Annotated in this window: 18 protein-coding genes and 1 tRNA gene; 14 read left to right on the top strand and 5 right to left on the bottom strand. The window is 58.2% G+C overall.

From position 1 onward, the window contains the following. The first annotated feature begins 69 nt into the window (after window positions 1–69). From pgsA to IQ254_RS00965, 7 genes are all read left to right on the top strand, one after another. A complete protein-coding gene (gene pgsA, locus IQ254_RS00995; protein ID WP_193963392.1) occupies window positions 70–603 on the top strand; it encodes a CDP-diacylglycerol--glycerol-3-phosphate 3-phosphatidyltransferase in 534 nt (177 codons plus the stop codon). Further along, window positions 587–1,276, top strand: coding sequence for a class I SAM-dependent methyltransferase (locus IQ254_RS00990; RefSeq protein WP_193963390.1), 690 nt, complete (start codon window positions 587–589; stop codon window positions 1,274–1,276). The genes pgsA and IQ254_RS00990 overlap by 17 nt, the downstream gene beginning before the upstream one ends. Before the next feature lie 122 nt (window positions 1,277–1,398). After that, window positions 1,399–1,581, top strand: coding sequence for a CsbD family protein (locus IQ254_RS00985; protein ID WP_193963388.1), 183 nt, complete (start codon window positions 1,399–1,401; stop codon window positions 1,579–1,581). A 201-nt stretch (window positions 1,582–1,782) separates the two neighbouring features. After that, window positions 1,783–2,736, top strand: coding sequence for a glycosyltransferase family 2 protein (locus IQ254_RS00980; protein WP_193963386.1), 954 nt, complete (start codon window positions 1,783–1,785; stop codon window positions 2,734–2,736). Window positions 2,737–2,900: 164 nt separating this feature from the next. Continuing rightward, on the top strand, window positions 2,901–4,754 hold the full coding sequence (locus tag IQ254_RS00975; RefSeq protein ID WP_228039882.1) for an ABC transporter ATP-binding protein: 1,854 nt from the start codon (window positions 2,901–2,903) through the stop codon (window positions 4,752–4,754). 137 nt (window positions 4,755–4,891) lie between these two features. Continuing rightward, window positions 4,892–6,448: an adenylate/guanylate cyclase domain-containing protein gene (locus IQ254_RS00970; RefSeq protein ID WP_193963384.1), complete on the top strand. Its 1,557-nt coding sequence runs from the start codon at window positions 4,892–4,894 to the stop codon at window positions 6,446–6,448. Between the two features lie 160 nt (window positions 6,449–6,608). After that, the gene (locus IQ254_RS00965) at window positions 6,609–7,016 is read left to right on the top strand and encodes a DUF4346 domain-containing protein (RefSeq protein ID WP_193963382.1); all 408 of its coding nucleotides are present in this window, start codon (window positions 6,609–6,611) and stop codon (window positions 7,014–7,016) included. Between the two features lie 50 nt (window positions 7,017–7,066). On the opposite strand, the gene IQ254_RS00960 is transcribed toward IQ254_RS00965, so the two are convergent. Next, on the bottom strand, window positions 7,067–7,438 hold the full coding sequence (locus tag IQ254_RS00960; RefSeq protein ID WP_193963380.1) for a hypothetical protein: 372 nt from the start codon (window positions 7,436–7,438) through the stop codon (window positions 7,067–7,069). Window positions 7,439–7,867: 429 nt separating this feature from the next. Beyond that, window positions 7,868–7,940: transfer RNA gene (locus IQ254_RS00955), tRNA-Arg, on the bottom strand. A 373-nt stretch (window positions 7,941–8,313) separates the two neighbouring features. On the opposite strand from IQ254_RS00955, the gene cobO reads away from it, so the two are divergent. From cobO to IQ254_RS00940, 3 genes are all read left to right on the top strand, one after another. Then, the gene (gene cobO, locus IQ254_RS00950; protein ID WP_193963378.1) at window positions 8,314–8,991 is read left to right on the top strand and encodes a cob(I)yrinic acid a,c-diamide adenosyltransferase; all 678 of its coding nucleotides are present in this window, start codon (window positions 8,314–8,316) and stop codon (window positions 8,989–8,991) included. 106 nt (window positions 8,992–9,097) lie between these two features. Then, entirely contained in the window at window positions 9,098–9,952 is an 855-nt protein-coding gene (locus IQ254_RS00945) for an oxygenase MpaB family protein (protein WP_193963376.1), read from the top strand. Window positions 9,953–10,039: 87 nt separating this feature from the next. Next, window positions 10,040–10,636, top strand: a complete 597-nt coding sequence (locus IQ254_RS00940; protein WP_193963374.1) for a GIY-YIG nuclease family protein — start codon at window positions 10,040–10,042, stop codon at window positions 10,634–10,636. A 7-nt stretch (window positions 10,637–10,643) separates the two neighbouring features. Here the strand turns inward: IQ254_RS00940 and IQ254_RS00935 are convergent, their stop codons facing one another. Further along, window positions 10,644–12,311, bottom strand: a complete 1,668-nt coding sequence (locus IQ254_RS00935) for an FAD-binding domain-containing protein (protein WP_193963372.1) — start codon at window positions 12,309–12,311, stop codon at window positions 10,644–10,646. A 377-nt stretch (window positions 12,312–12,688) separates the two neighbouring features. Here IQ254_RS00935 and IQ254_RS00930 point away from each other — a divergent pair, with 377 nt between their 5' ends. The 4 genes from IQ254_RS00930 (at window position 12,689) to IQ254_RS00915 (ending at window position 18,164) form a co-directional block, all read left to right on the top strand. Further along, window positions 12,689–13,213: a hypothetical protein gene (locus tag IQ254_RS00930; RefSeq protein WP_193963370.1), complete on the top strand. Its 525-nt coding sequence runs from the start codon at window positions 12,689–12,691 to the stop codon at window positions 13,211–13,213. Between the two features lie 97 nt (window positions 13,214–13,310). Further along, on the top strand, window positions 13,311–15,095 hold the full coding sequence (locus IQ254_RS00925) for a DUF3352 domain-containing protein (RefSeq protein ID WP_193963368.1): 1,785 nt from the start codon (window positions 13,311–13,313) through the stop codon (window positions 15,093–15,095). A 95-nt stretch (window positions 15,096–15,190) separates the two neighbouring features. Further along, the gene (gene ccsB / locus IQ254_RS00920) at window positions 15,191–16,174 is read left to right on the top strand and encodes a c-type cytochrome biogenesis protein CcsB (RefSeq protein WP_193963564.1); all 984 of its coding nucleotides are present in this window, start codon (window positions 15,191–15,193) and stop codon (window positions 16,172–16,174) included. 151 nt (window positions 16,175–16,325) lie between these two features. Continuing rightward, window positions 16,326–18,164 carry a mechanosensitive ion channel family protein gene (locus tag IQ254_RS00915; protein ID WP_193963367.1) on the top strand — a complete coding sequence of 613 codons (1,839 nt, stop codon included), beginning with the start codon at window positions 16,326–16,328 and terminating at the stop codon, window positions 18,162–18,164. A gap of 56 nt (window positions 18,165–18,220) precedes the next feature. Here IQ254_RS00915 and IQ254_RS00910 read toward each other — a convergent pair whose 3' ends face one another. Together IQ254_RS00910 and IQ254_RS00905 are read right to left on the bottom strand one after the other, a co-directional pair. Then, entirely contained in the window at window positions 18,221–18,778 is a 558-nt protein-coding gene (locus IQ254_RS00910; protein ID WP_193963365.1) for a response regulator, read from the bottom strand. A gap of 227 nt (window positions 18,779–19,005) precedes the next feature. Next, window positions 19,006–20,913, bottom strand: coding sequence for an ArsA family ATPase (locus IQ254_RS00905; protein ID WP_228039880.1), 1,908 nt, complete (start codon window positions 20,911–20,913; stop codon window positions 19,006–19,008). Window positions 20,914–21,054 lie beyond the last annotated feature (141 nt).

The following is a 21,054-nucleotide window of genomic DNA, read 5'->3' as shown; positions in this document are numbered from 1 at the left end:
CAAAATTTCTCGGAACCCACCCTCTTGACCCTTCCAGGAGGGGATAGTCAATCCAAAATCCAAAATTCCATGAATCTCCCCACCTGGATTACGATCTCGCGGCTGCTGGGCGTGCCCCTGCTGCTGCTGCTGCTGCAAGCCCCAACGGCGACCCAGCGCTGGTGGTCAGCGGGCATTTTTGTGGTGGCAGCAGGCACCGACTGGCTCGACGGCTACCTGGCCCGCAGGCTCGATCAGGTGACAGAATTGGGCAAATTTCTCGATCCACTAGTCGATAAACTGCTGGTGATGGCTCCCCTGCTGCTGCTGGTGGAGCTGGGGCAGGTGCCGGCCTGGGGCGTGTTTTTGATCATAGCGCGGGAGATTACCATTGCGGGCTGGCGGGTTAACCCCGCCATGCAGGCGGGAACGGTGCCCGGAGCCAACCTGTGGGGCAAGGCCAAAACCGTAGTGCAGATCCTGGCGATCGCCCTCCTCATTGCCCCCCTACCTCCGGCCTGGACGCTGCCCGCTCAGATTCTCTTTTGGCTAGCGGTGGCCCTAACGCTGGTCTCAGGGGGAATCTATCTACTGGGGGCAAAACCCTATGGCCATGCAGCTTGAAGCGGTGGTGCCCTTTGGGCGATCGCTCGACGAGTATTGCCAGATGTTTGCCCTCACCCCTGAGGCATTAACCGGCAACATTTTGGGCGTCGCCGATGGCCCGGCCAGTTTCAATGCCGAACTGACTGCCCAAGGCGGTCAGGTTACCTCCGTTGACCCCCTCTATGCCTTTACCCCTGATGACATTCAGCAGCGCTTTGACGCCGTGATTGACAATATCATTGAGCAGGTGCGGCAGACTCCTGACGACTGGGTATGGTCGTACCACCGCTCGCCCGACGATCTCCGGGCTAACCGGCTGAGGGTGTTGGCAGCGTTTCTAGCCGACTACTCCCGGGGGGATAGTCGGTATGTGGTCGGTGAATTACCTACCTTAGCTTTTGCCAGCGGCCAGTTTGACCTGGCCCTGTGTTCGCACTTCCTGTTTCTGTACACCGACCATTTCACCTACGAATTTCATCTGGCGGCGATGCTCGAAATGCTGCGCGTGGCCAGAGAGGTGCGGGTGTTTCCGCTACTGACTCTAGGACTGGCGCGATCGCCCTACCTGCCCACCATTCAGACAGTGTTAACGGCCCAGGGCTATACCGTCAGGATGATGCAGGTACCCTACGAACTCCAGCGAGGCGGCAACGAGATGCTGGTGGTAACCCGTAACTCCCCTGAAGATTAGTGCCAACCGGCAAGTCTCTACCTCTCTACCGAAGTGAAGAGACCAAACTCACCCCTGCTGTAGATGGGCGATCGCAGGTCAAACCCTAAGCTGTATATAGATTGCACGGAGGAATTTGCAGTATGTCTATTGAAGATCGCGCCAAAGCTACCGCCCAAAATATTGAAGGTAAGGTACAAGCCGCCGTCGGCGAGATTACCGGTGACCCCAAAGATAAAGCTGAGGGCGAGGCTAAGCAAGCCCAGGCCGAGGCCACCCACGCTAGGGAAGATGTCAAAGACGCTATGAAGGACGCCATCGACTAATTCTGCGTCTAGTTATTTCACCCCCTATGTGCTTATAAAGGCGGTCATTGACCGCCTTTTTCCATGGGAAACACAATGGGGATATGAAGATATGGATGCCCCGTAGGCGGTGGTAAAGACCGTGGGTAAATTGCAGCTTATGGGAACCGATATGGGTTCCCTAAGCTAGATAGCCAGATCCCGTCTACCGTTTGCGGCCCTATGTTTTCCATTTTTATTCTGACCCACAATGAAGAGCGGGATATTGCCGCCTGCATTGAGTCAGCTCTGCTGTCAGACGATGTCATTGTGGTCGATTCGTGCAGTAGCGATCGCACCCGAGCGATTGCTACCCAGTACCCGGTACGCTTTGTTGAGCACCCCTTTGCCAGCCACGGCCAGCAGCGTACCTGGATGCTTGAACAAGTGCCCTACCGCCACGACTGGGCCTATATTCTCGAAGCCGACGAGCGGATGACGCCGGAGCTATTTGCCGAATGCCTGGAGGCGATCGCCCAGGGTGACAAGGTAGGCTACTACGTGGCCGAACGGGTGATGTTTATGGGCACCTGGATTCGGCGCAGCACCCAGTTTCCCCGCTATCAGCTGCGGCTGCTGCAGCGAGGCCAGGTGTGGTTTGACGACTACGGCCACACCGAGCGCGAGGTGGTGGCGGGGCCAACTGGGTTTCTGCAGCAGACCTATCCCCACTACACCTGTAGCAAGGGGCTGGGCCGATGGGTTGAGAAGCACAACCGCTACTCTACCGACGAGGCAGCAGAAACCCTCCGGCAGTTGCAGGGCGGCCACATCGACTGGCAGGCCCTGCTTTGGGGCAAATCAGAAGTAGAGCGACGGCGGGCGCTGAAGAATTTGTCACTACGGCTACCCCTACGGCCCCTGACCCGGTGGCTCTATATGATGTTTATATTGGGCGGCTGGCGCGACGGACGGGCCGGGTTTGCCTGGTGCATGCTGCAGGCCTTTTACGAGTATTTAATTATCCTGAAGGTTAGGGAATTGACTCACCCCGAGTATTTGACTGGCCTACAGCCAGAGCCAGTAACGCCCGCAGACGTCCCTACCCTGGAACCTGTGGCCCCGCCAGCCAATGCGGCTGTCTCCTCCCCGCCATCGGGTATTGACGCAGGTAGAGACGCCAGCGCCAGCGCCTGAGGTCAGGTCATCCTAGGTGCTCAGCCCAACGGTACAACACACCAAGGTAATCTCGTTTTCTCCGCTGTCTATCTAGACAGCGGAGTTTTTTTAAGTCCCCCCTCTCCCCATCCCCTCCGCTCCCTCTCTCCATCTCCGCTGAACCCAGGCGCTATGGTAGAAAAATGAGTAAATACAGAGCTAGGTCAACCGCAGCGTCAAAAAAGAGCAACCCGTGGCGCAATCTAGGCCAGTCGCTGAGCATGTACCGCTATGGGCAGCGAGCGATTCAGCTGGTGTGGCAGACCAACTGGCAACTGACCGTAGCCCTGGGGCTGCTGACTCTGGTGGCGGGGTTGCTGCCAGCGGCGATCGCCTACGTGGGCAAGCTAATTGTTGATGCGGTGGTGCAGGCGGCGCAGACGGGCCTGGCCGCCGATCGGCAGGCGGCGCTGATGTACCTGGCGATCGAGGCGATACTGGTTGCCGTGCTGGCGGGGGCCCGTCAAGGGCTGGGGCTGTGCCAATCGTTGCTGCGGGTGCTGCTGGGGCAGCGGGTCAACGTGATGATTTTAGCCAAGGCCCAAACCCTGCCGCTGACTTATTTCGAAGACTCAGAGTTTTACGACAAAATGACCCAGGCCCGGCGGGAGGCCTCCCAGCGCCCCCTGAGCATGGTGAACCGCACCTTTGGCGTGGTGCAGGATGTGCTGTCGCTGCTCACCTTTGGGGGATTGCTGCTGCAATTTTCGGGCTGGGCCGTGGCGCTATTGGCGATCGCCACGCTACCGGCCTTTATTGCCGAAACCCAGTTTGCCGGGGCGGCGTTTCGGCTGTTTAAGTGGCGATCGCCCGAAACCCGCCAGCAGATCTACCTGGAGGCGCTGCTGGCCCGGGAGGACTTTGCCAAGGAGGTGAAGTTATTTGGCCTCGGGCCGTTGCTGATGGAGCGCTACCAAGATATTTTTCATCGGCTATACGCCGAAGATCGCAGACTAACGGTGCGGCGCAGCGGCTGGGGGTACGGGCTGGGGCTATTAAGTACGGCCTCGTTTTATCTGGCCTACTGCTGGATTGTGGTGGATGCGATCGCTGGCCGCATTTCCCTCGGTGAGCTAACTATGTACCTAACGGTGTTTCGCCAGGGGCAAACTACCTTTGCCAGCACCCTCACCGCCATCGGTGGCATGTATGAAGACGGCCTCTACCTGGCCAACCTCTACGAATTTCTAGAGCAGCCGGTGCCCGCAGACAGAGGCCATGCGGTGCATGGCCCAGACCCCAGCGACGGGTTGCGGTTTGAGCAGGTATCCTTTGCCTATCCGGGCAGCGATCGCCTGGCAATTGAGGACGTCTCGTTTCAGCTCAAGCCCGGCGAAAAACTGGCGATCGTCGGCGAAAATGGTTCCGGCAAAACCACCTTGATCAAACTGCTGACTCGGCTCTATTCCCCTAGTCAAGGGCGGATTTTATTGGATGGGCGCGATCTGCAAGAGTGGGATGCCAACGTACTTCAGCGCCGTATCGGCGTGATTTTTCAAGACTTTGTGCGCTATCAGTTTAAGGTCGGCGAAAACATTGGAGTGGGAGATGTCAACGATTTTGAGGCGGTGCACCGCTGGCAAGATGCCGCCGCCAAGGGCACCGCTACCGAGTTTATTGAGTCGCTGCCCGAGGGCTATAATACTCAGCTGGGGCGCTGGTTCTTTGGCGGTCAAGAGCTCTCCGGCGGCCAGTGGCAAAAAATCGCCCTCTCCCGCGCCTTTATGCGTACTGATGCCGACATTCTGGTGCTCGACGAACCCACCTCGGCCATGGATGCCGAGGCCGAGACCCGGCTGTTTGAGCAATTTCGTGCTGCTACCCAAGACCAGATGGCGATTCTCATTTCTCACCGCTTTTCGACGGTGCGGCGAGCCGACAACATCATGGTGCTGGCCGAGGGTAAATTGATTGAGCAGGGTACCCATGAGACTTTGCTGCGCCGAGATGGCCGCTATGCCCGCCTCTTTACGATGCAGGCAGCAGGATATCTATAATTGGCTGCACGATTGCTGAGATTTTGTTGGCTGTGGGGTGCGATCGCAGTTAAGCAACCAGACCGCGCAATATTTTCCCCAGGGGGCATGATAGGGAAACATAGATTCGTTAGCAGGGTAAACCATGGAACCGGGCAGTGGCCGATTTAGAAAGGATTGAGCGCAGCCTGCGAGCGCTGTTGCCCGCCGACTTGTACGCGGCAGTTTGGGTTGATCCTTCTCCTAAAACCCTCATGCAGGTGTTTGATCACCTGCGTACCCTGCAGCATATTTTGACTGACTACATGCCCCGCGATCTAGGCCAACAGATTTCCCCCAGTGGGGGATGCCCCAACGTGAGCCACCGCTGGCACCAGGGCAGTTTGATGTTTACTGATTTGGCCGGGTTTACGCCGCTGTTTGCCGCCAGTGCGGCGGCCGGCAAAGCTGGAGCCGAAACTCTGCTAGCCCTCATTAACGACTACTTTGCCCAAATGGTTGACCTGGTCAGCAAGGCTGGGGGCAACCTGCTGGAGTTTACTGGCGATGCTCTGCTGGTGCAGTTTCACCACGAGGCCTACCAATCTGAGGGTGGCAATGGCGAGATCATGCAGGCCATCTACGCAGGCCTGCGCATGCAGCGGGCAATGGCCAACTTTGCCAACATTGACACCGACCAGGGCCCACTATCGCTGAAAATGCGCTTGGGCATTCACCCTGGGGCATTTGTAGCTGCAGATATCGGCACTCCCAGTCGCCGGGCCTACGTGCTGCTGGGGCAAACGGTGCTGGCCGCTAAGCAAACCGAGGGGGCTGGCACGGTCGGCCAAGTATGCCTGAGCCAGGCCGGGCTAACGAGCCTAGGCTCTGCCCCCCCCCTTCACGTAGAGGCCCACGGCGACCATTGGCTGATCACCGACGACCTGAGCGACCAAGCTCTGGGGGAATACGACCTCACTCTCAGCCGTCGCCGCGGTCGCAACGCCATGCTTTTTGACCGCAGCGTACCCGGGCTGCTGAGAGAAATTGAAACCAGCCTCCGCAGCCTAGAACCCTTGGCTAGTTATCTGCCGCCCGCAATTCTACAACTGCTAATCAACACAGCAGATACCCGCCGCATTCCGCCCGCATTCCCCACAGCAGCAGTGGCTTTTGTCAACTTGATTGGCCTGCCCGAGGCTGTCGATATCGACTACCCCGACGACACTACCGCCATTGTCACGTGCTTTTCCAATGCCTTTGCCCAGATTAATGGCTTGGTAGAGCGCCAGGGAGGTATTTTGCAAAAGGTCACCTACCACTCCATAGGCTCTGAGTTGCTGATTCACTTCGGTGTGCTCCAGCCCGATGCTGAGGCCCCAGCGCGGGCTGCGGCAGCCCTACTGGCCATTCGCGATCTGGTAGAGCACCTCCCAACCCCAGTCCGCCAGGGCCAACCGCTGCCCCTGACCTGTCGCATGGGCCTTACCTACGGCCCCGTGTTTGCTGCCGAGATCGGCGAACCCCGAGGTCGGCGAGAGTTTAACGTACTGGGCGACACAGTGAATACGGCATCACGGCTGATGGGCTACGCCACTAGCAGCCAAATTGTGGTGGATGCCGCTACTGTTCAAGCTCTCGCGAACGAGTACCGTTGCCAGCCCCTAGGCCCCGTGGCCCTCAAAGGTAAGGGAAAACCTCAGCCCCTCTATAGCCTGGAGGAAAAGCATTCCTAGACAGCGCTATGATCACAGTACCCAGGGGATCAGCGACAAGACCTAACCGCTACAGTTCTGATCTGCAATGCTCAGTTCACCGCAGGGGCGCAAAAGACCTTGGTTCTCAGTGGCCGCCCACGCTACCATAGATGACTCTGCTTTTAGCACCTCACTCGCAATGACTGTACCGCCAAGCCCTCAGCCTCTAGATCAGGCCCAACGCCAGGCTTTAGACGACCAACTCTCAAAGCGCTACATTGAGCTCGATCCCGACGGTTATTTTTTAATCTATCTGGATGTAGAACAGGGGCTCATTTGCGCCAAGCACTTCGGCAATGTCATCAACGATAAGGGCCTCGCCTGCGACCCTGCCACTGGCAAACCTCTGCCCGTACGCGGCACCGTCGAACGCACGCCTACCCGTATCTACAGCGGGCGCACGGCTAAAGAACTCTGCATCGCTATCTTTGAAGACTCAACTTGCCCTTGCCCCATCAGCTACCTAGACCATGCGGCCTACCTGGGACGCGAGTTTATGCGGGCTGAAGCTGCCCTCAACGCGGGCGTTCCCTACCTTCAAGACTAACCAACTGCCAGGCGAGGAGTCGCTCCCTTGAGTGACTCACCTAACTAGACTTAGTGCACACGGGAGGCCAGTAATTGCTCTTCGAGGGCGGCAATCCGGTTGTAGGCAGCGGTGAGCTGAGCGGTTAACCGCTGAATCTGCACATCCTGAGAAAATGTGGTCTCGGTATTTTGGCGATCGAGGTCGAGGTAGCTGCTATCGAGCAGAACGTCTTTGTGCTCGCAGACGGTATCTAGCTTGCCGAGTTTCTGGCGATGGGTACCACCGTAGGAAAATAGACCCAAGCTGGGCTCCTCAACAGTAATCGAACATGTCTGGGCCGCAGCGAGTATAGTTACCTGCTCATTAACCTGATCAATCGTGTGATGCAGGGCGTCAATCTTATTTGTCAAAAGAATGACTTGGGTTTGCATAGAGTCCATGTGACGCCTGGTTTTTAAATTTTCAACCCTTATCCTAGACGCCAGCCTATGGATCGTCTCGGGTCTCCTGAATCATTTAACGTTTGTTTGTATCTATTTTTATCGCATCCTCTCTGGGCGGCCAGGCACTTCATTGTTTTTAGAAAAATGAAAATTAACCCCCAGCCTGTAAGCTTTGCCACCGAAATATTAAGCGGTGACTTGCCAAATGAAGCGTTTAGAAAGCCAATTCTATTCTGGAAAAAAATGATCTTTAGGAACAAGGTTTTGATCCCGTGTCTAGTCTGCCAAGCCTTCGGGCCATGAAAAAGCGGCATCCCCGCAGTCACTTGGGCGCAGTGGCCCTCGACCGACGGATTTTGGTGTTCAGCGTCGCTGATCCGGGCAAAGCGCAGGACAAAGGTATCCCGATAAGAAACCGAAAGGCAACGAGCATGGCAGGATTCGAACCTGCGACCGCTAGAACCGGAATCTAGTGCTCTATCCACTGAGCTACATGCCCTTAAGCTGCATTATTCTAGCACCTGCGCGAAGCGTTAACACCATGGCTGACCTCTATCCGCTCCCTAAGAGTATTCCACCTAAAAAAACATCCCGATCAGGAACGCGAACTCGGCCCGATGGGCCGGTCGCGGAGAGGCACCGGAAACGACGGCCTTAGCCAGCGCTTTGGCTGGGTGTGCGATCGCTTCGGCATGTCCTGACAGCTCAACCTAGCCGAGTAAACCCGGTGAGGCCTGGAGACCATCAACTCTGCCACACGTTCTAAGATACAGAGATGGGCAAAGCAGCCCATCGATCATTCTCCGTTGATGCTTCGTCCAGATGGGCATAGGCGATCGCCCTGGGCCTGTCCTACCTATTTCTCCTGACCTATGACCGAACCCATGGATGCTGATGCCAACCTCGATGCCGCTGCCGCCACCCTCACCCAGGAGGCCGAAAGCGCCAATCTCTCCCAAGCGCAGTACCGCCGCAAGATGCAGCGACGACAGGAAGTGCAGCAGCAGCGCATTGCCGATCGCTCTATAGAAAAAGGGCTGGTGATTGTCCACACGGGCAACGGCAAGGGCAAAACCACCGCTGCCCTGGGCATGGTGCTGCGCTCTCTTGGCCACGGCTACAAAGTCGCCATTGTGCAGTTCATCAAAGGCGCGTGGGAACCAGCCGAAAAGGCGGTGCTGGAGCGATTTGGCGATCAGCTCAGCTTCCACGCCATGGGCGAAGGCTTTACCTGGGATACGCAAGACCGCGATCGCGACACCCAAACCGCCCAGGTTGCCTGGGAAAAAGCGCTCAGCTATATTCGCAACCCCGAGTACAAAACCATTCTGCTTGACGAGGTGAACATTGCCCTCAAGCATGGCTTCTTGACGGTCGATCAGGTACTGGCGGGCCTGGCCAAAAAGCCGCAGATGACCCACGTGCTGCTCACCGGCCGCGGGGCACCCCAGGAACTGATCGACCAGGCCGACCTGGTCACTGAGATGACCCTGGTCAAGCATCCCTTCCGCGAGCAGGGGGTGAAGGCCCAGCCTGGCATCGAGTTTTAGTGCCTAGATTGAGAAGAGGCGTGGGAGTGTTGAGAGGTTGCAGGATCACCCACTGCCCCAGCCACCCAGCCACCCAGCCACCCATCTACCCCCTAACTCTCCACCGATGAACCGCTACGATACCCTGCGTCACATTCAAACCCTCGACCCCGAGCGCGACCACCAGCAGATTTGTTACCTGCTGGCGGGGTATGAGTTCCCGTGGGATGTCACCCGTGCCCTGGAACTGGCTCTGCTGCGGACGTTTTGTATTCCCAGCGTGTCGGGTCTTTTAGATCGCACTGGGGAATTTCGCCACCATGCCCAAAAGCGCTACGACGACACGGGCATTGTGGTGTCAGAGGTGTTTAAACACGGCTACGACAGCCCCCGTGGCGCGGCGTTCATTCAGCGGATGAATGCCATCCATGGCCACTATTCGATCGCCAATGCCGACTACCTATACGTGCTCTCTACTTTCGTATACGAGCCGATTCGCTGGTGCGATCGCTTTGGCTGGCGACCGTTTTGTAACCAGGAGCGGCTGGCCTGCTACTGGTTCTGGCGGGCGATTGGCGATCGCATGGGCATTGTCGATATCCCGCCGACCTATGCCGCTTTTGAGCAATTTAACCGCGAGTTCGAGGCTCAGCACTTTACCTACGCCCCGAGCAATCAGCGGGTAGCCGACGCGACGCGCCACATGCTGCTGTCCTGGTTTCCGGCATTCACCCGCCCGGTGGTGAACTGGAGCCTGCCCTGCCTACTCGACCCACCCCTGCTCGATGCCCTGGGATGGCAGCCCACCCCGGTGGCAGTTCAGCGCACCGCCGCCGCCGCTCTCCAGGCCCGCAGTCGTCTGTTGCGCCGTCTGCCGCCCCGCACCAGTTCAGAGTTCTTTGTCGATCAGCCCAAACGCACCTACCCCAACAGCTATAGCCTGGAGGATATTGGGCCAGACAACCTGCGATCGCGGCTGTGACCAATCCCACCCTAGACTGCCAAACAAAGCGCTAGCTCTGGGGGTTATGCCCTATGATGGGAGGCCACCACCGCTAGAGCTAGCTTTATGGTGTCTGACTATCAACCCTCGCTACTCCCCGATGCCGATTTGCGGGCGGCGGATCTCTCCTGGGCCTACAACCGACCGGCTGGGTCAGCAATGTCCATCGACGAGCTCCGGGGCTGGAAGCAGCGGGTAGCCCAGTACCAGGCGACGGTCAGTTCTGGCCCACCCGCAACCCAAGGAACCCTGTTTGACCTGGCAGAGGTCTCCCCAGCAGACACCCTTGATCCCTTTGCTCTGCCGCCTTGCAATGCCGAATTCTGGCGCGGCCAGTTCCAGGAGTCGGGTGTACCCGCCCTTTACTTTGTGGTCGACCACGCGGCCGAGCTGCTGCTCTACGTGGGCGAAACCGTTAAGTCAAACCAGCGATGGAAGGGTGTCCACGACTGCAAGCGCTACATTCTCAGCTATGTGGAGGCCCACCGTGCCCACGAGCTGCCTGTGGCGGTGAATATTGGCTTTTGGCCCTATGCCGAGCGCGATCGCCGCGATCGCCAGGCCCTAGAGCAAACGTTGATTCAGCGCTGGCGATCGCCCTTCAACAAAGAAAACTGGACCCAGTGGAATACCCCCTTTGTGGGCGGCAAGCTGGATTCCTAGGGATGGTCTAACCCCCATCTATGCCTAGCTCACCCAGCAGGCTGAGCTGCTGCATGTCGGGGTCGGGGGACCTGGGCCGTCGTCGCTTGGCTTTGGGCGGCAAGATATTGACGTGAGCCACAAACCAGGTGCGTAGGGCCTGGGCGGCTTCGGGGTCCAGGTCATGGAGGGGCAGCGGCGGCGGAAACAGGGCCTCGGTTGCAGCTTGGGCCCAAGCCACATCACCGCCATACATCTCGCTGCCAAAGGGGGTGAAATCCTCGGGCATAGGGGCCAAAAAGGGCAGTAGATTGGAGGTATTGAGGAACTGACGGCGCTGGGTTTCGAGCTGTTTGATTCGCCGCTGGCGAACGGTCTTGTAGTTCAAAATTGGGGCTGGGTAGCCCGATAGAGTCGGTGGGCTGCCCAGCTGCTCGGGGGGCACATTGGCCAGTTCCGGCACCCAGCGTTTGATGAAGGCTCCCTCGGGGTCGCAGCGATCGATCGCAACCTGACCGGGGTGATAAATACGGGTCCAGCTTTTGTCGACGCAGTGGGTAACGCCCGACTGCATGGCCCATTGATAGTGGTCGATGGGGCAGTCGCCATCAATTAAATGACGCATAAAATGCAATGCCCCGTAGCGCCAGTCGATGCCGCCCAGGTTGCTCAAAAAGCTGGCGTAGATGGCGCGGGTACGAAAGTTGAGCGCCAGGTAGCCCCCGGTCGCCATCAGACAGCGGGCGGCGGCATCCACAATCGGAAAGCCGGTCTGCCCGGTCTGCCAGGCGTGGTAGAGGTCGGGGTCAAAGGCCCAGCCGTCGTCGTCAAAAACCCGATAGAGCGATCGCAGCTCCAGCTGGGGCAGGTAGCGAAACCGCTGGGTAAACCCATGGCCCCACCGCAGCCGCGAAATCAGCTGCTGGTGGCTACGACGCAGACGATTGTCGCCGCCATCGGGGGCACTGCGAATGGTTTGTACGCACTCCCGCACAGAGATCACCCCAAACTTGATATGGGGGCTGAGGCCGGTGGTGGCCTCGGCGCTGGGGTACGAGAGCTGCCAGTAGTAGCGATCGGCCTTATCCGCCAAGAATTTTTGCAGTAGCTCGCGGGCAGCGGCGGTGCTGGCCGGGGGAATGGGCTTGCCATCAGCCCGATGGCCCAGGTCATGGAGACTGGGGAGGAGATCACTGGCAATCGCTGGGGGCACGAGCACCTGCTGAGGGGTGGGCACTAGCGGCTGACCCATGTCGCGATACCACAGCTCTCGATACTGGGGGTAGGGCATCAGGGCCGCTGCGCTGGCGGCAGGCTCAAACCAGCGAGTCTTGAGGCCGCGCTGGGTCAGAGCCTGGTTGAGACGGGCATCGCGCACCCGCCCGTAGATGCGCTCACAGTCGGTGTAGGCGTAGATGCCCTCGGCCCCCGCTGACTCTACTAAATCGGGCAACACCTGAACCGGGTCGCCCGATCGCACAATCAGTCGCCCGCCCAAGGCCCTCAGGTCAGCATCGAGGGCGTGGAGCGCCGCCAGCAAAAAGTCTATCCGCGCTGCCCCAGTCTCAGGATGGTGCAGCAGGGCGCGATCGAACACAAAGACGGGCACCACAAGCCCCCGCTGGGTGGCGCGCAGCAGGGGTTCGTGGTCAGATACCCGCAGGTCGCGGCGAAACCAAACCAGGGTACTTTTCATGGCGTTGCAGAAGGGCCGCAGGGTTCTCATTGCTTGCCTCAGCAGAGCGCTGGGCTGCTTGTCAAACCGTAACAAAAATGAGCCCAGTCCATTGATTTGCAGAATAGTATTTTTGTACTATACTCATATTCAGAGATTACTCCTGTTCTCTGCGCCGTCCCCGCCCACTGCATGAGGCGAGACATTGGGCCGCATCTGTGTGGCGGGCAATGCCTTCAGAGGCTGCGATCGCGCCCCCATTTCTTTAGCTAACTCTAGGGTCAACGCCTGAGGGCTGGTATGGATGGATCTTGGGCGCAGGCTAGATCGTGGCTACGCTGCCGAGCAGAGTAGGAGTTCCGGTTACTCCACAGCAGTAGACAGTAAAGGTCAGCCCCATGGTTCAACGTTCTCCCTATCCGGTTTCATCCCACTATCGTCAGCCCCCCCAGGCTCAGTCGGGCTCGTCGTCAGCGCGGCCCCAGCCAGTACCCACTGGCCATAGCCACCAAACTACCGGGGGCTACAGTCAAGCTGCCGACCTGGCCAACCCCCAACTGCGGCCCCGGGCGCTGGTGGCAGGCGGGTCAATGTTGGCCCTGGCGGCCTTGCTCATTACCCCCAACCTGGGCCAAGACCGAGCCCAGGAGGCCAGCGCCTCAACCTGTATCAAAATAGAGCAGTCTAAGTCTCTGGTGTCGCGCGACAAGTTGGCCAAGCTGCTCGAGATCGACGCCCAGGCCACTCGGACGACGGTGCGGGAGATTCTGCAAGAGCCCTACTGCGTGATGGCTGAGGGCAAAACGGAGGCGGGTACCCCCGCCTCCCGCGAGGCCTATCCCCTCGAGTTTGACCCGCAAACCTGGCTGGTGGTGCTCTACGACAGCGATCGCTATGTCGGTTATGACTTTCGCTTCCGCTAGGGCAACAGCTAGGGCGACAGAATCTCTGTTTCGTTGTCAGAGTTCTTTGCTAGAGTGTCAGGGCAAATCGGCCTAGGCCCTATGGTATTGCCCCTTGATGCAAACTAAGCTACTGCAAAAGAAGCCGCCGCTGCTGCTAGTTCTCGGCGCTGCGCTCCTGTTTATCGGGGGTGGCGCGATCGCCTTTTGGGCGGCCAGTCGGCGGGGGCAACTGGCCAAGACCATGCCTGCCGGGGCCAATGCGGTGCCGGCCGATGCCTTAGTGGTGCTCGCCCTCAGCACCGACGAGGGCGAGTGGCGGCGGCTGCGTCAGTTTGGTACCGACACCACCCAGGCCCAGTTCGACCAGCTCCTGGTTGAATGGCGCGATCGCCTAGGGCAAGGGCAAGATCTAAACTTTGCCCGCGATATTCAACCCTGGGTGGGGCCAGAAATCACTTTGGCGCTGTTGCCCTCAGACGATCCCCCCGCGGAGTTACCGCCGTCGCTGCCGGCTCCAGAACTGGCCCTGGGCTCTAACCTGGTCGCGGTCATCCCCATTGCCGATGCCGGTCGGGCCCAAAATACCCTCGGCGATCGCCTCAACCAGGCCGATCAGACCGAAAATGAACCCTATCGAGGCATTATCCTCCAGCAGATTGACGGTTCCGGCGAAGACCCGCTCTATGCCGCCGTGCTCAATGCCGAAACGGCGGTACTGAGCCCGCAGCTATCGTCGCTCAAACAGGCTATTGACGCCTTTCGGGGAGATGACTCCTTAGCCGATCGGCCGGGAGTGGGCAAAGCCTTTGAACAGATTACCGAAACCCGGTCTCTGGCCCGCTTTTACGTAGATATGCCGGCCCTGGCCCAGACCATAGCCCAGGCGGCTGACCCACCCATCGCCGCCAATCGACTGCGGGCATTTCAGGTGCCCCGGGGGCTAGTAGGCGCGATCGCGGTCAAAAATCGTGGGGTAGCCGTTCAGGCGATTAGCTGGCTAGAACCCGGGGCCCAAACCTTTGCCACCGGCAACCAAGCCGACCAAATGCCCCAGCGCCTGCCAACAGACACGCTGCTAGCGATGTCGGGGGGTGATTTTCAGCAGTTTTGGGCAGATTTTCAGGCAGGAGAGCAGTTTTCAGCCCTGTTTCCACTGCGGGCCGAGGACTTAGCTCTAGGGCTACAAACCGCTACGGGCCTGAGCCTAGACGAAGATCTGCTGCCCTGGATGGCGGGAGAGTTTGCCCTGGGCATACTGACACCACCCCAGGTGTCGGGGAAGGCTGACGAGGCCGGAGCCCCGGTAAGTCCAGCCCTAGTGCTGATGGTCAAGAGTAGCGATCGCGAAGCGGCCACCGAGGTCTTTGCTCAACTCGACACCCTAATCGAGCGCCGCTATCGGTTTGCGGTAGATCCGGTAGAAATCGATGGCCTGCCCGCTACCCGCTGGACCCATCCCTTTGACGCTTTGGTGGTCACCCACGGCTGGCTAGACGGTGATATGGCCTTCTTGGCCGTGGGCGCAAATATTGCCGAGTTGGTTGCCCCTGCTCCGAACCGCACCCTGGGAGAAAATTCTCTGTTTCAGGCCACCACCGGAGAGGCACCGCGCCCCAACAACGGCCATTTCTTTGTCAACTTAGACGCTCTGACCAAGGTCGAAAATAGCCTGCTGCTGCCGCCGCTGCCCCAGGCCGGACTGTTGAGTTCCGAAGCCATTGAGGCGATTGGGGTCACCGCGACGGTAATCAGCGATCGCCAGGTGCGCTACGACATTACCGCCGCCCTCAAGCGGGGCGATCGCCCAGGGCCGCTGTCGGCCCCCGACGCCGATCAGCCCCCGACCGTTCCCGAAGCAGAGCCTCCTGAAGGCGAAGATGCTCCAGAGGGTCAACCTTAGTAGCCGCTTGGGCCTGCCCTCTAGGGTATTTTCGGAACGATGACAGGGGCAAAAGTCGGTAGGATGGAAAAAGATTCCTCATGGCTACCGAACCGATGGATTTGATTGCACTTCAAGGCTGGCTCGACAATGCATCCTTCGCGGTGCTGTTCCTAGCGATGCTGCTCTACTGGTGTGGCTTGGCCTTTCCCCAGGTTGCCCTGCTGCCCTCGCTGGGTACTGGGGCGATGGCGGTGGGCAGCCTGACCATTGCGGCGCTGCTCGCAGCTCGGTGGCTCGAAGGGGGATATTTCCCCATGAGTAATCTCTACGAGTCGCTCTTTGCCTTGGCTTGGGGAATTACCGCCATGCACTTAGTGGCCGAGCGCATGAGCCGCAGCCCGCTAGTGGGGGCGGTAACAGCCCCCGTTGCCATGGCTATTACCGCCTTTGCCACCCTGTCGTTACCCAGCACAATGCAGGGCTCTGAGCCGCTGGTGCCCGCCCTCAAATCAAACTGGCTGATGATGCACGTCAGCGTCATGTTGCTGAGCTACGCGGCACTGCTGGTGGGGTCGCTGCTGGCGATCGCATTTTTGATTGTTACCCAGGGGCAACCGGTAGAACTCAAGGGTAGCTCGGTGGGTACCGGCGGCTTTCGCAATGTGAAACTGCACCGAGCCGAGTCTCAAGCCGCATCGCCCCCGGTAACGGCCATGGCCACCGGGGGAACCGCCGTGTTAGAAAAACCACCTGCCATTAAACTTTCACCCCAGCGGCTCACCCTGGCCGATACCCTCGACAACATCAGCTACCGCATGATTGGGCTAGGCTTTCCGCTGATCACCATTGGCATTATTGCCGGGGCGGTATGGGCCAACGAAGCCTGGGGCTCCTACTGGAGCTGGGATCCTAAAGAAACTTGGGCGTTGATTACCTGGCTAGTGTTTGCCGCCTACCTCCATGCCCGCATTACTAAGGGGTGGCAGGGGCGTCGCCCAGCGATTTTAGCCGCCACCGGGTTTGTGGTGGTGTGGGTCTGCTACCTCGGGGTCAACATTTTAGGCAAGGGGCTGCACAGCTACGGCTGGTTTTTCTAGCCTGCCAATGCTGCGGTACTGATAGCACCCTGAATGTTGATCTGAGCGGGAGCGCAAAATCCTCAGGTTCCCAACTAATATCGTCAGGTTCTTAGTTAATAACGACTGAGCTGTCGAGTCGTTCGTTGCTGTTGTCGCGATCGCACTACCTATGCCTGAGGCTCGCCCTATTACGCTCACGACTCGCCCTATTACGCTCACGACTCGCCCTAGCCAGCCTCGATGGCCGGTTTGGTTGCGTTTAGTGTTGGGCCTGGGGCTGGGAGTTGTGCTAGCCCTAGGCTGGGGCTGGGCCACCTCTGCGGCGATCGCCCAACTCTCCAATCCTTTTAGCCCCAACAACAACGGTAGCCTACCCCCAGCGGGGGTACAGCGCGTAGGCCTGCTAGAGGTAACTGCTGTCAACCTAGATGGCCAGGCGTTGTTTAGCATCGCATCGCCCGCTGTCCTTAACCGCAACGACCCAGGAGCAGCCGTACCCGTAGAAATTCGGGCCGGACAGATCGAGGGCAACCTCAATCAAGTCGTCAATCAAGCCGTTAGTTTGAGTGAGACCGACGACGATAGCGCAGAAGATACCTCTCTTGGGGTCATCATCGAACCCATCGGCGAGCAGCCGGTTCTCTTTGCCGTTGGTGCTGGTCTGGTGGAGCCCAAAGTGCTAATCACGGTCATCGACACCGATGCTCGTTACAACGGTCTGTCCTCCCAGGCCTTGGCTAAACGCTGGCAGGAGATTCTCACCAACTCATTAAAGCGAGCCGTCAATGACCGCCTACCCGACGCTCGCCAAAGACAAGTACGCAATACTCTTTGGATTATCCTGGGCAGCACCCTAAGCACCTTTGTCCTAGCCGGGTTGTGGAAAGGATTGGACTGGCGGACGAGGGCTCTAGAACGGAGGTTAGCGGCCCAAACCAATCCTGCTGACGCTATTCAACCCGACAATGATATGCCTTTGAGCTATCAGATCACTCTCACCCAGCGATTACAGCTGGTGGCCTTTCTCCGCTGGCTCATATTTTGGACTATCGCCTTATTGTGGATTTCGGCGATCGCCAGCGGGCTGTACATTTTTCCGCAAACTCGCAGCTATGCTTTCAGACTCTTTTCTATACCTGTATTGCTGGTGCTGACCTGGTTTATCGCCGGATTGCTGAACCGTCTAGCTAACTTGGGCATCGAGCGAGTCACCCAAGCCTGGAGTCAAAACGAACTGGGTGATCTCGAAGAGATGAAGCGTAAGTCTATGCGCCTTTCAACCATCACCGGTGCCGCTAAGGGGCTCAAAACTGCGGTCATCTATGCCCTGGCCACATTACTGGTGCTGCAACGCCTCCAAATTGCCTCCGGTTCGCTGCTGGCCTTTGGGGCGATCGCGGCTTTAGCCCTTTCTTTTGCGGCCCAAAGCCTGGTCAAAGACCTGGTGAATGGTTTTTTAATCTTGCTCGAAAATCAGTACGCCATTGGTGACCTGGTGACTACCGGCACCACGACCGGCATTGTCGAAAATCTCAACCTTCGCATCACCCAAATTCGGGGCGAAGACGGTCGTTTGGTCACCCTGCCCAACAGCCTCATTGCCCAGGTCGACAACCTCAGTCGCTCCTGGTCGCGGGCCAACCTTAAAATAGACGTGGCCTACGGTACAAACGTCGATCAGGCCCTGTGGGTGGTGCACGAAACGGCCCAGGTTATGGCCAGTGACCCAGAATGGCGCTACGACATTCTCAACCCGGTAGAAATGCTCGGGGTTGAAGCGATGACCCATGCGGGCCTGACAATTTTGATTTGGATTCGAACCCGGCCTTTAAAGCAGTTTCTAGTGGCCCGCGAATTTCGCCGTCGCCTGCGCATTGCCTTTGACCGAGCCGACATTGCCATTGGAGTGCCCCAACAGATCTTCACCGGATCCGACAACCGATTTGAGACGAATAATCCTAGCGATAGCATTCCGGCACCGCTAACCGAACCATCAGATTGCAGCTAGCTGTCGCCAGCTACTCCAATACTGAGCTGTGCCCAAGGTTCGTAGCATGCGATAGGCTACTTTAGCTTTTGCCTAATAAACGCCAGAATCTTAGCGAGTTGACCCTTTAGCTGGGCCACCTCACCCTTCAGCTGAGTAACCTCGGCTTGCAGTGCTTGGAAGTCGGCGGCACTGACATCAGCACCAGCGGTTGCCGCAGGGGCAGGCGTCGCCGCAGGGGCAGGCGTGCGGCGGGGCTTGCGAGCCTTGACCATAGACGCCTTGATGGCCTCGATCAATTCTTTTTGCTCAAAGGGCTTTTGAATAAATTCGAAGTACTCAAAGGGTTCAGTAATTTTTTCGGTGACTTCTTCTTTACGGCCCGACATCAACACCAGAGGAATATTCTGGAGATCTGGGTTGGACTGAATTTCTTGGAAGACTTCCCAACCACTCATGCGCGGCAGCAGGAAGTCAAGCATGATCAGGTTAGGCTTGTGGCTGCGAATAGCATCCATGCCTTCTACACCATCTTGGGCCTCAATGACTTCAAAATTTCCCTGGGGCAGCATATCGCGAACGCGCATACGAATGACCCGACTATCATCGATGACCAAAATCCTATGATTTGTCACTGTTGACTCCTCTCACGGTGTCGAAGGGCTTGGTAGACGTGAAAATAAGTATAGTTCAGGTTGCTAGAAAGTCCCTGTTGGAAAGCGAAAAACTCCCCTGACTGAGCCTCAGGCATCGGTCTCATCGGGCTTAGCATTACCTCAACCTAACTACAGCATTCCCCTAACCCCGGCTTAAATTAATAGTCAGTTGGTGAGTTGGCATGACTAACCCCGACTGGCGTGGTCTAAGTCTTTAACAACTGGGCCTCAGGTGTCAGCAGGAGATGGGCGGCTTGCTTAACTTGGCCAAAGGGGCTAGGGCCAGGCGTGAAGGCCCCCAGCCGCACCACACACTGTTGAGGAAATAGCTCAGCGGGTAGATCTTGCCCCTGGTAACGATTGTGAATGATGTACCGCTGGGCAATGCCTCGCTCGGCCAGGGTATGGGTTAGGCGGTTGGCCTCAGCCAAAATGGCCGACTGATTTTGGACCACGCCAATGAACTCAGTGTGCTGGGGATCTTTAAGCTTTTCTTGGGCCGCCATGACTCGCTGACGCAGGGTGCGTAGGCGACCCATAAACTCTACCCGGCCCACCACATCTTTGTACTTAATCCAGAGTTTGAAGATCCACCCTAACCAGTCACCCAGGGCTGTGGGCATATCGAGGAAACGCAGCAGATGACCGGTCGGAGCAGTGTCTAAAACAATGAGTTGTTGCTCGTTGCGCTCTAGCAAATCCATGACGGTAATCAGGGAGAGCATTTCATCGATGCCAGGCAGCGCCTGGGTGACAATTTGTCGCCAGGCGGCGGGGCCATAGGCCATCTGTATACCCTCGGCGATGTCACTGTCTCCGGCCATCATATCGGCTAAATCCCACAGATAGTCGGCCCGAAACCGGTCGAGTACCAGGTCGGCGCTGACCTCCTGGGCCTGAAGATTAGACCGTAGCTGAGTGGGTTCATGACCCAGGGGTTGACCCAAGGCATCGCCCAGGGAGTGGGCCGGGTCGATAGACATCACTCTGAGGTTGGCCTCGGGGTGACGCTCGGCTAGCCCCCAGCTGAGGGCGGCAGACACGGTGGTTTTGCCGACTCCGCCTTTGCCACCTACGATCACCAGCCGCCGCCCTGCGGTCACCAGGTCTTCTACCCCAGGGGCAAGGGGCTCGGCCCAGGGGCGTACTAGCTCATCTGGCTCCGCGTCAGCGGCGGGGAAAAAATCGGCCAGTGCCAGTGATTTGACGCAGGTGATTAAGGCATCTAGGGCGATACCCCCCAGGGGTTCGGCTGTTTGAGCAGGCACCCACAGCACTGGCTGCCCTTGGGCCATGGCCTGAAACTTAGCCAGCACCTGGCCATGGCTGGCGAGCAGCTGACCTTCGTCGATTTGCACCCGATTGATCACGAGGCCGCCCAGGGGTACCCCCAGACGCCCGAGGGCTGCAATGAAACGTTCGCTCTCCAACTGACTCATCGGTTCAGGAATGCCCACCACCCAGCAGGCGGTGCGATCGCAATCTTGAATTAGCCCCCGCCCCTGCTCCAGATCGTGGCGCATGTCGGTAATAAACTGGTCGGCCTCATCGGGGCTATAGCGGCCCGAAAGCGTTTCGGTCAGAGTGCGGTGCTTTTGCTGAAACTGGCCCAGCGACTCTAGCAGAGTATCGAGAAAATCCATCAGGGCAAACAGGCTCAGGGTATGACCGCTGGGGGCCATATCGACAACCACACGATCGGCTTCGCGATCGCGCAAGATGCGCTGAATCTCCAGCAGCGCCATGAGCTCGTCTAGGCCGGGCCAGCCCATATCCCACACCGGGCTGAGATCATCCCCTTCGACAAAGCTGCCCCGCTCCACCAGCAGCTCGAGTACCGTGCCGTAGTCGGCTCGAAACTGCTCCAGCAGCGCCGTCGCATCCAGAGCACGAACCCGCAGGTTGGGGCAATCGGGTAGGGGAATAGCCCGGTTGTCGATGGTCAGTTGCAGCACATCCCCCAGGGAGTGAGCCGGGTCGGTAGACAGCAGCAGTACTCTTTCGCCAGGGTGCTGCTGAGCGAGCTGACGGGCAAAACCACAGGAGAGCGTCGTTTTGCCAACGCCGCCCTTGCCGCTAAACATAAAAAGTTGATGGGGCGATGATGCCAGCATAGCTAACCTTGCAGACTGCCAAATCTAGAGTGCCCAGAGTTTCTTCACGGAGGTGGCCCTAGGGCGAAACTTAATAGCTTTGACTTTCTAGCTGACTAGAGAGTTTAAACTATAGGTTATAGAATAGATAGTTAAAGGTCT

The organism is Nodosilinea sp. LEGE 07088, assembly GCF_015207395.1.
GTDB lineage: Bacteria > Cyanobacteriota > Cyanobacteriia > Phormidesmidales > Phormidesmidaceae > Nodosilinea.
Note: the sequence above shows the minus strand (reverse complement) of the source record. Positions and strands in the feature narration are given on the sequence as shown.

Bases quoted from the DNA above. Each gene is read 5' to 3' on its own strand.
- IQ254_RS00930 (WP_193963370.1), top strand. From the start codon at position 12,689: ATGGTTCAACGTTCTCCCTATCCGGTTTCATCCCACTATCGTCAGCCC.
- IQ254_RS00990 (WP_193963390.1), top strand. From the start codon at position 587: ATGGCCATGCAGCTTGAAGCGGTGGTGCCCTTTGGGCGATCGCTCGAC.
- IQ254_RS00960 (WP_193963380.1), bottom strand. From the start codon at position 7,438: ATGGACTCTATGCAAACCCAAGTCATTCTTTTGACAAATAAGATTGAC.
- IQ254_RS00915 (WP_193963367.1), top strand. From the start codon at position 16,326: ATGCCTGAGGCTCGCCCTATTACGCTCACGACTCGCCCTATTACGCTC.
- IQ254_RS00905 (WP_228039880.1), bottom strand. From the start codon at position 20,913: ATGCTGGCATCATCGCCCCATCAACTTTTTATGTTTAGCGGCAAGGGC.
- IQ254_RS00980 (WP_193963386.1), top strand. From the start codon at position 1,783: ATGTTTTCCATTTTTATTCTGACCCACAATGAAGAGCGGGATATTGCC.
- IQ254_RS00985 (WP_193963388.1), top strand. From the start codon at position 1,399: ATGTCTATTGAAGATCGCGCCAAAGCTACCGCCCAAAATATTGAAGGT.
- IQ254_RS00925 (WP_193963368.1), top strand. From the start codon at position 13,311: ATGCAAACTAAGCTACTGCAAAAGAAGCCGCCGCTGCTGCTAGTTCTC.
- IQ254_RS00940 (WP_193963374.1), top strand. From the start codon at position 10,040: ATGGTGTCTGACTATCAACCCTCGCTACTCCCCGATGCCGATTTGCGG.
- cobO (WP_193963378.1), top strand. From the start codon at position 8,314: ATGACCGAACCCATGGATGCTGATGCCAACCTCGATGCCGCTGCCGCC.
- IQ254_RS00965 (WP_193963382.1), top strand. From the start codon at position 6,609: ATGACTGTACCGCCAAGCCCTCAGCCTCTAGATCAGGCCCAACGCCAG.
- pgsA (WP_193963392.1), top strand. From the start codon at position 70: ATGAATCTCCCCACCTGGATTACGATCTCGCGGCTGCTGGGCGTGCCC.
- IQ254_RS00935 (WP_193963372.1), bottom strand. From the start codon at position 12,311: ATGAAAAGTACCCTGGTTTGGTTTCGCCGCGACCTGCGGGTATCTGAC.
- IQ254_RS00945 (WP_193963376.1), top strand. From the start codon at position 9,098: ATGAACCGCTACGATACCCTGCGTCACATTCAAACCCTCGACCCCGAG.
- IQ254_RS00975 (WP_228039882.1), top strand. From the start codon at position 2,901: ATGAGTAAATACAGAGCTAGGTCAACCGCAGCGTCAAAAAAGAGCAAC.
- ccsB (WP_193963564.1), top strand. From the start codon at position 15,191: ATGGATTTGATTGCACTTCAAGGCTGGCTCGACAATGCATCCTTCGCG.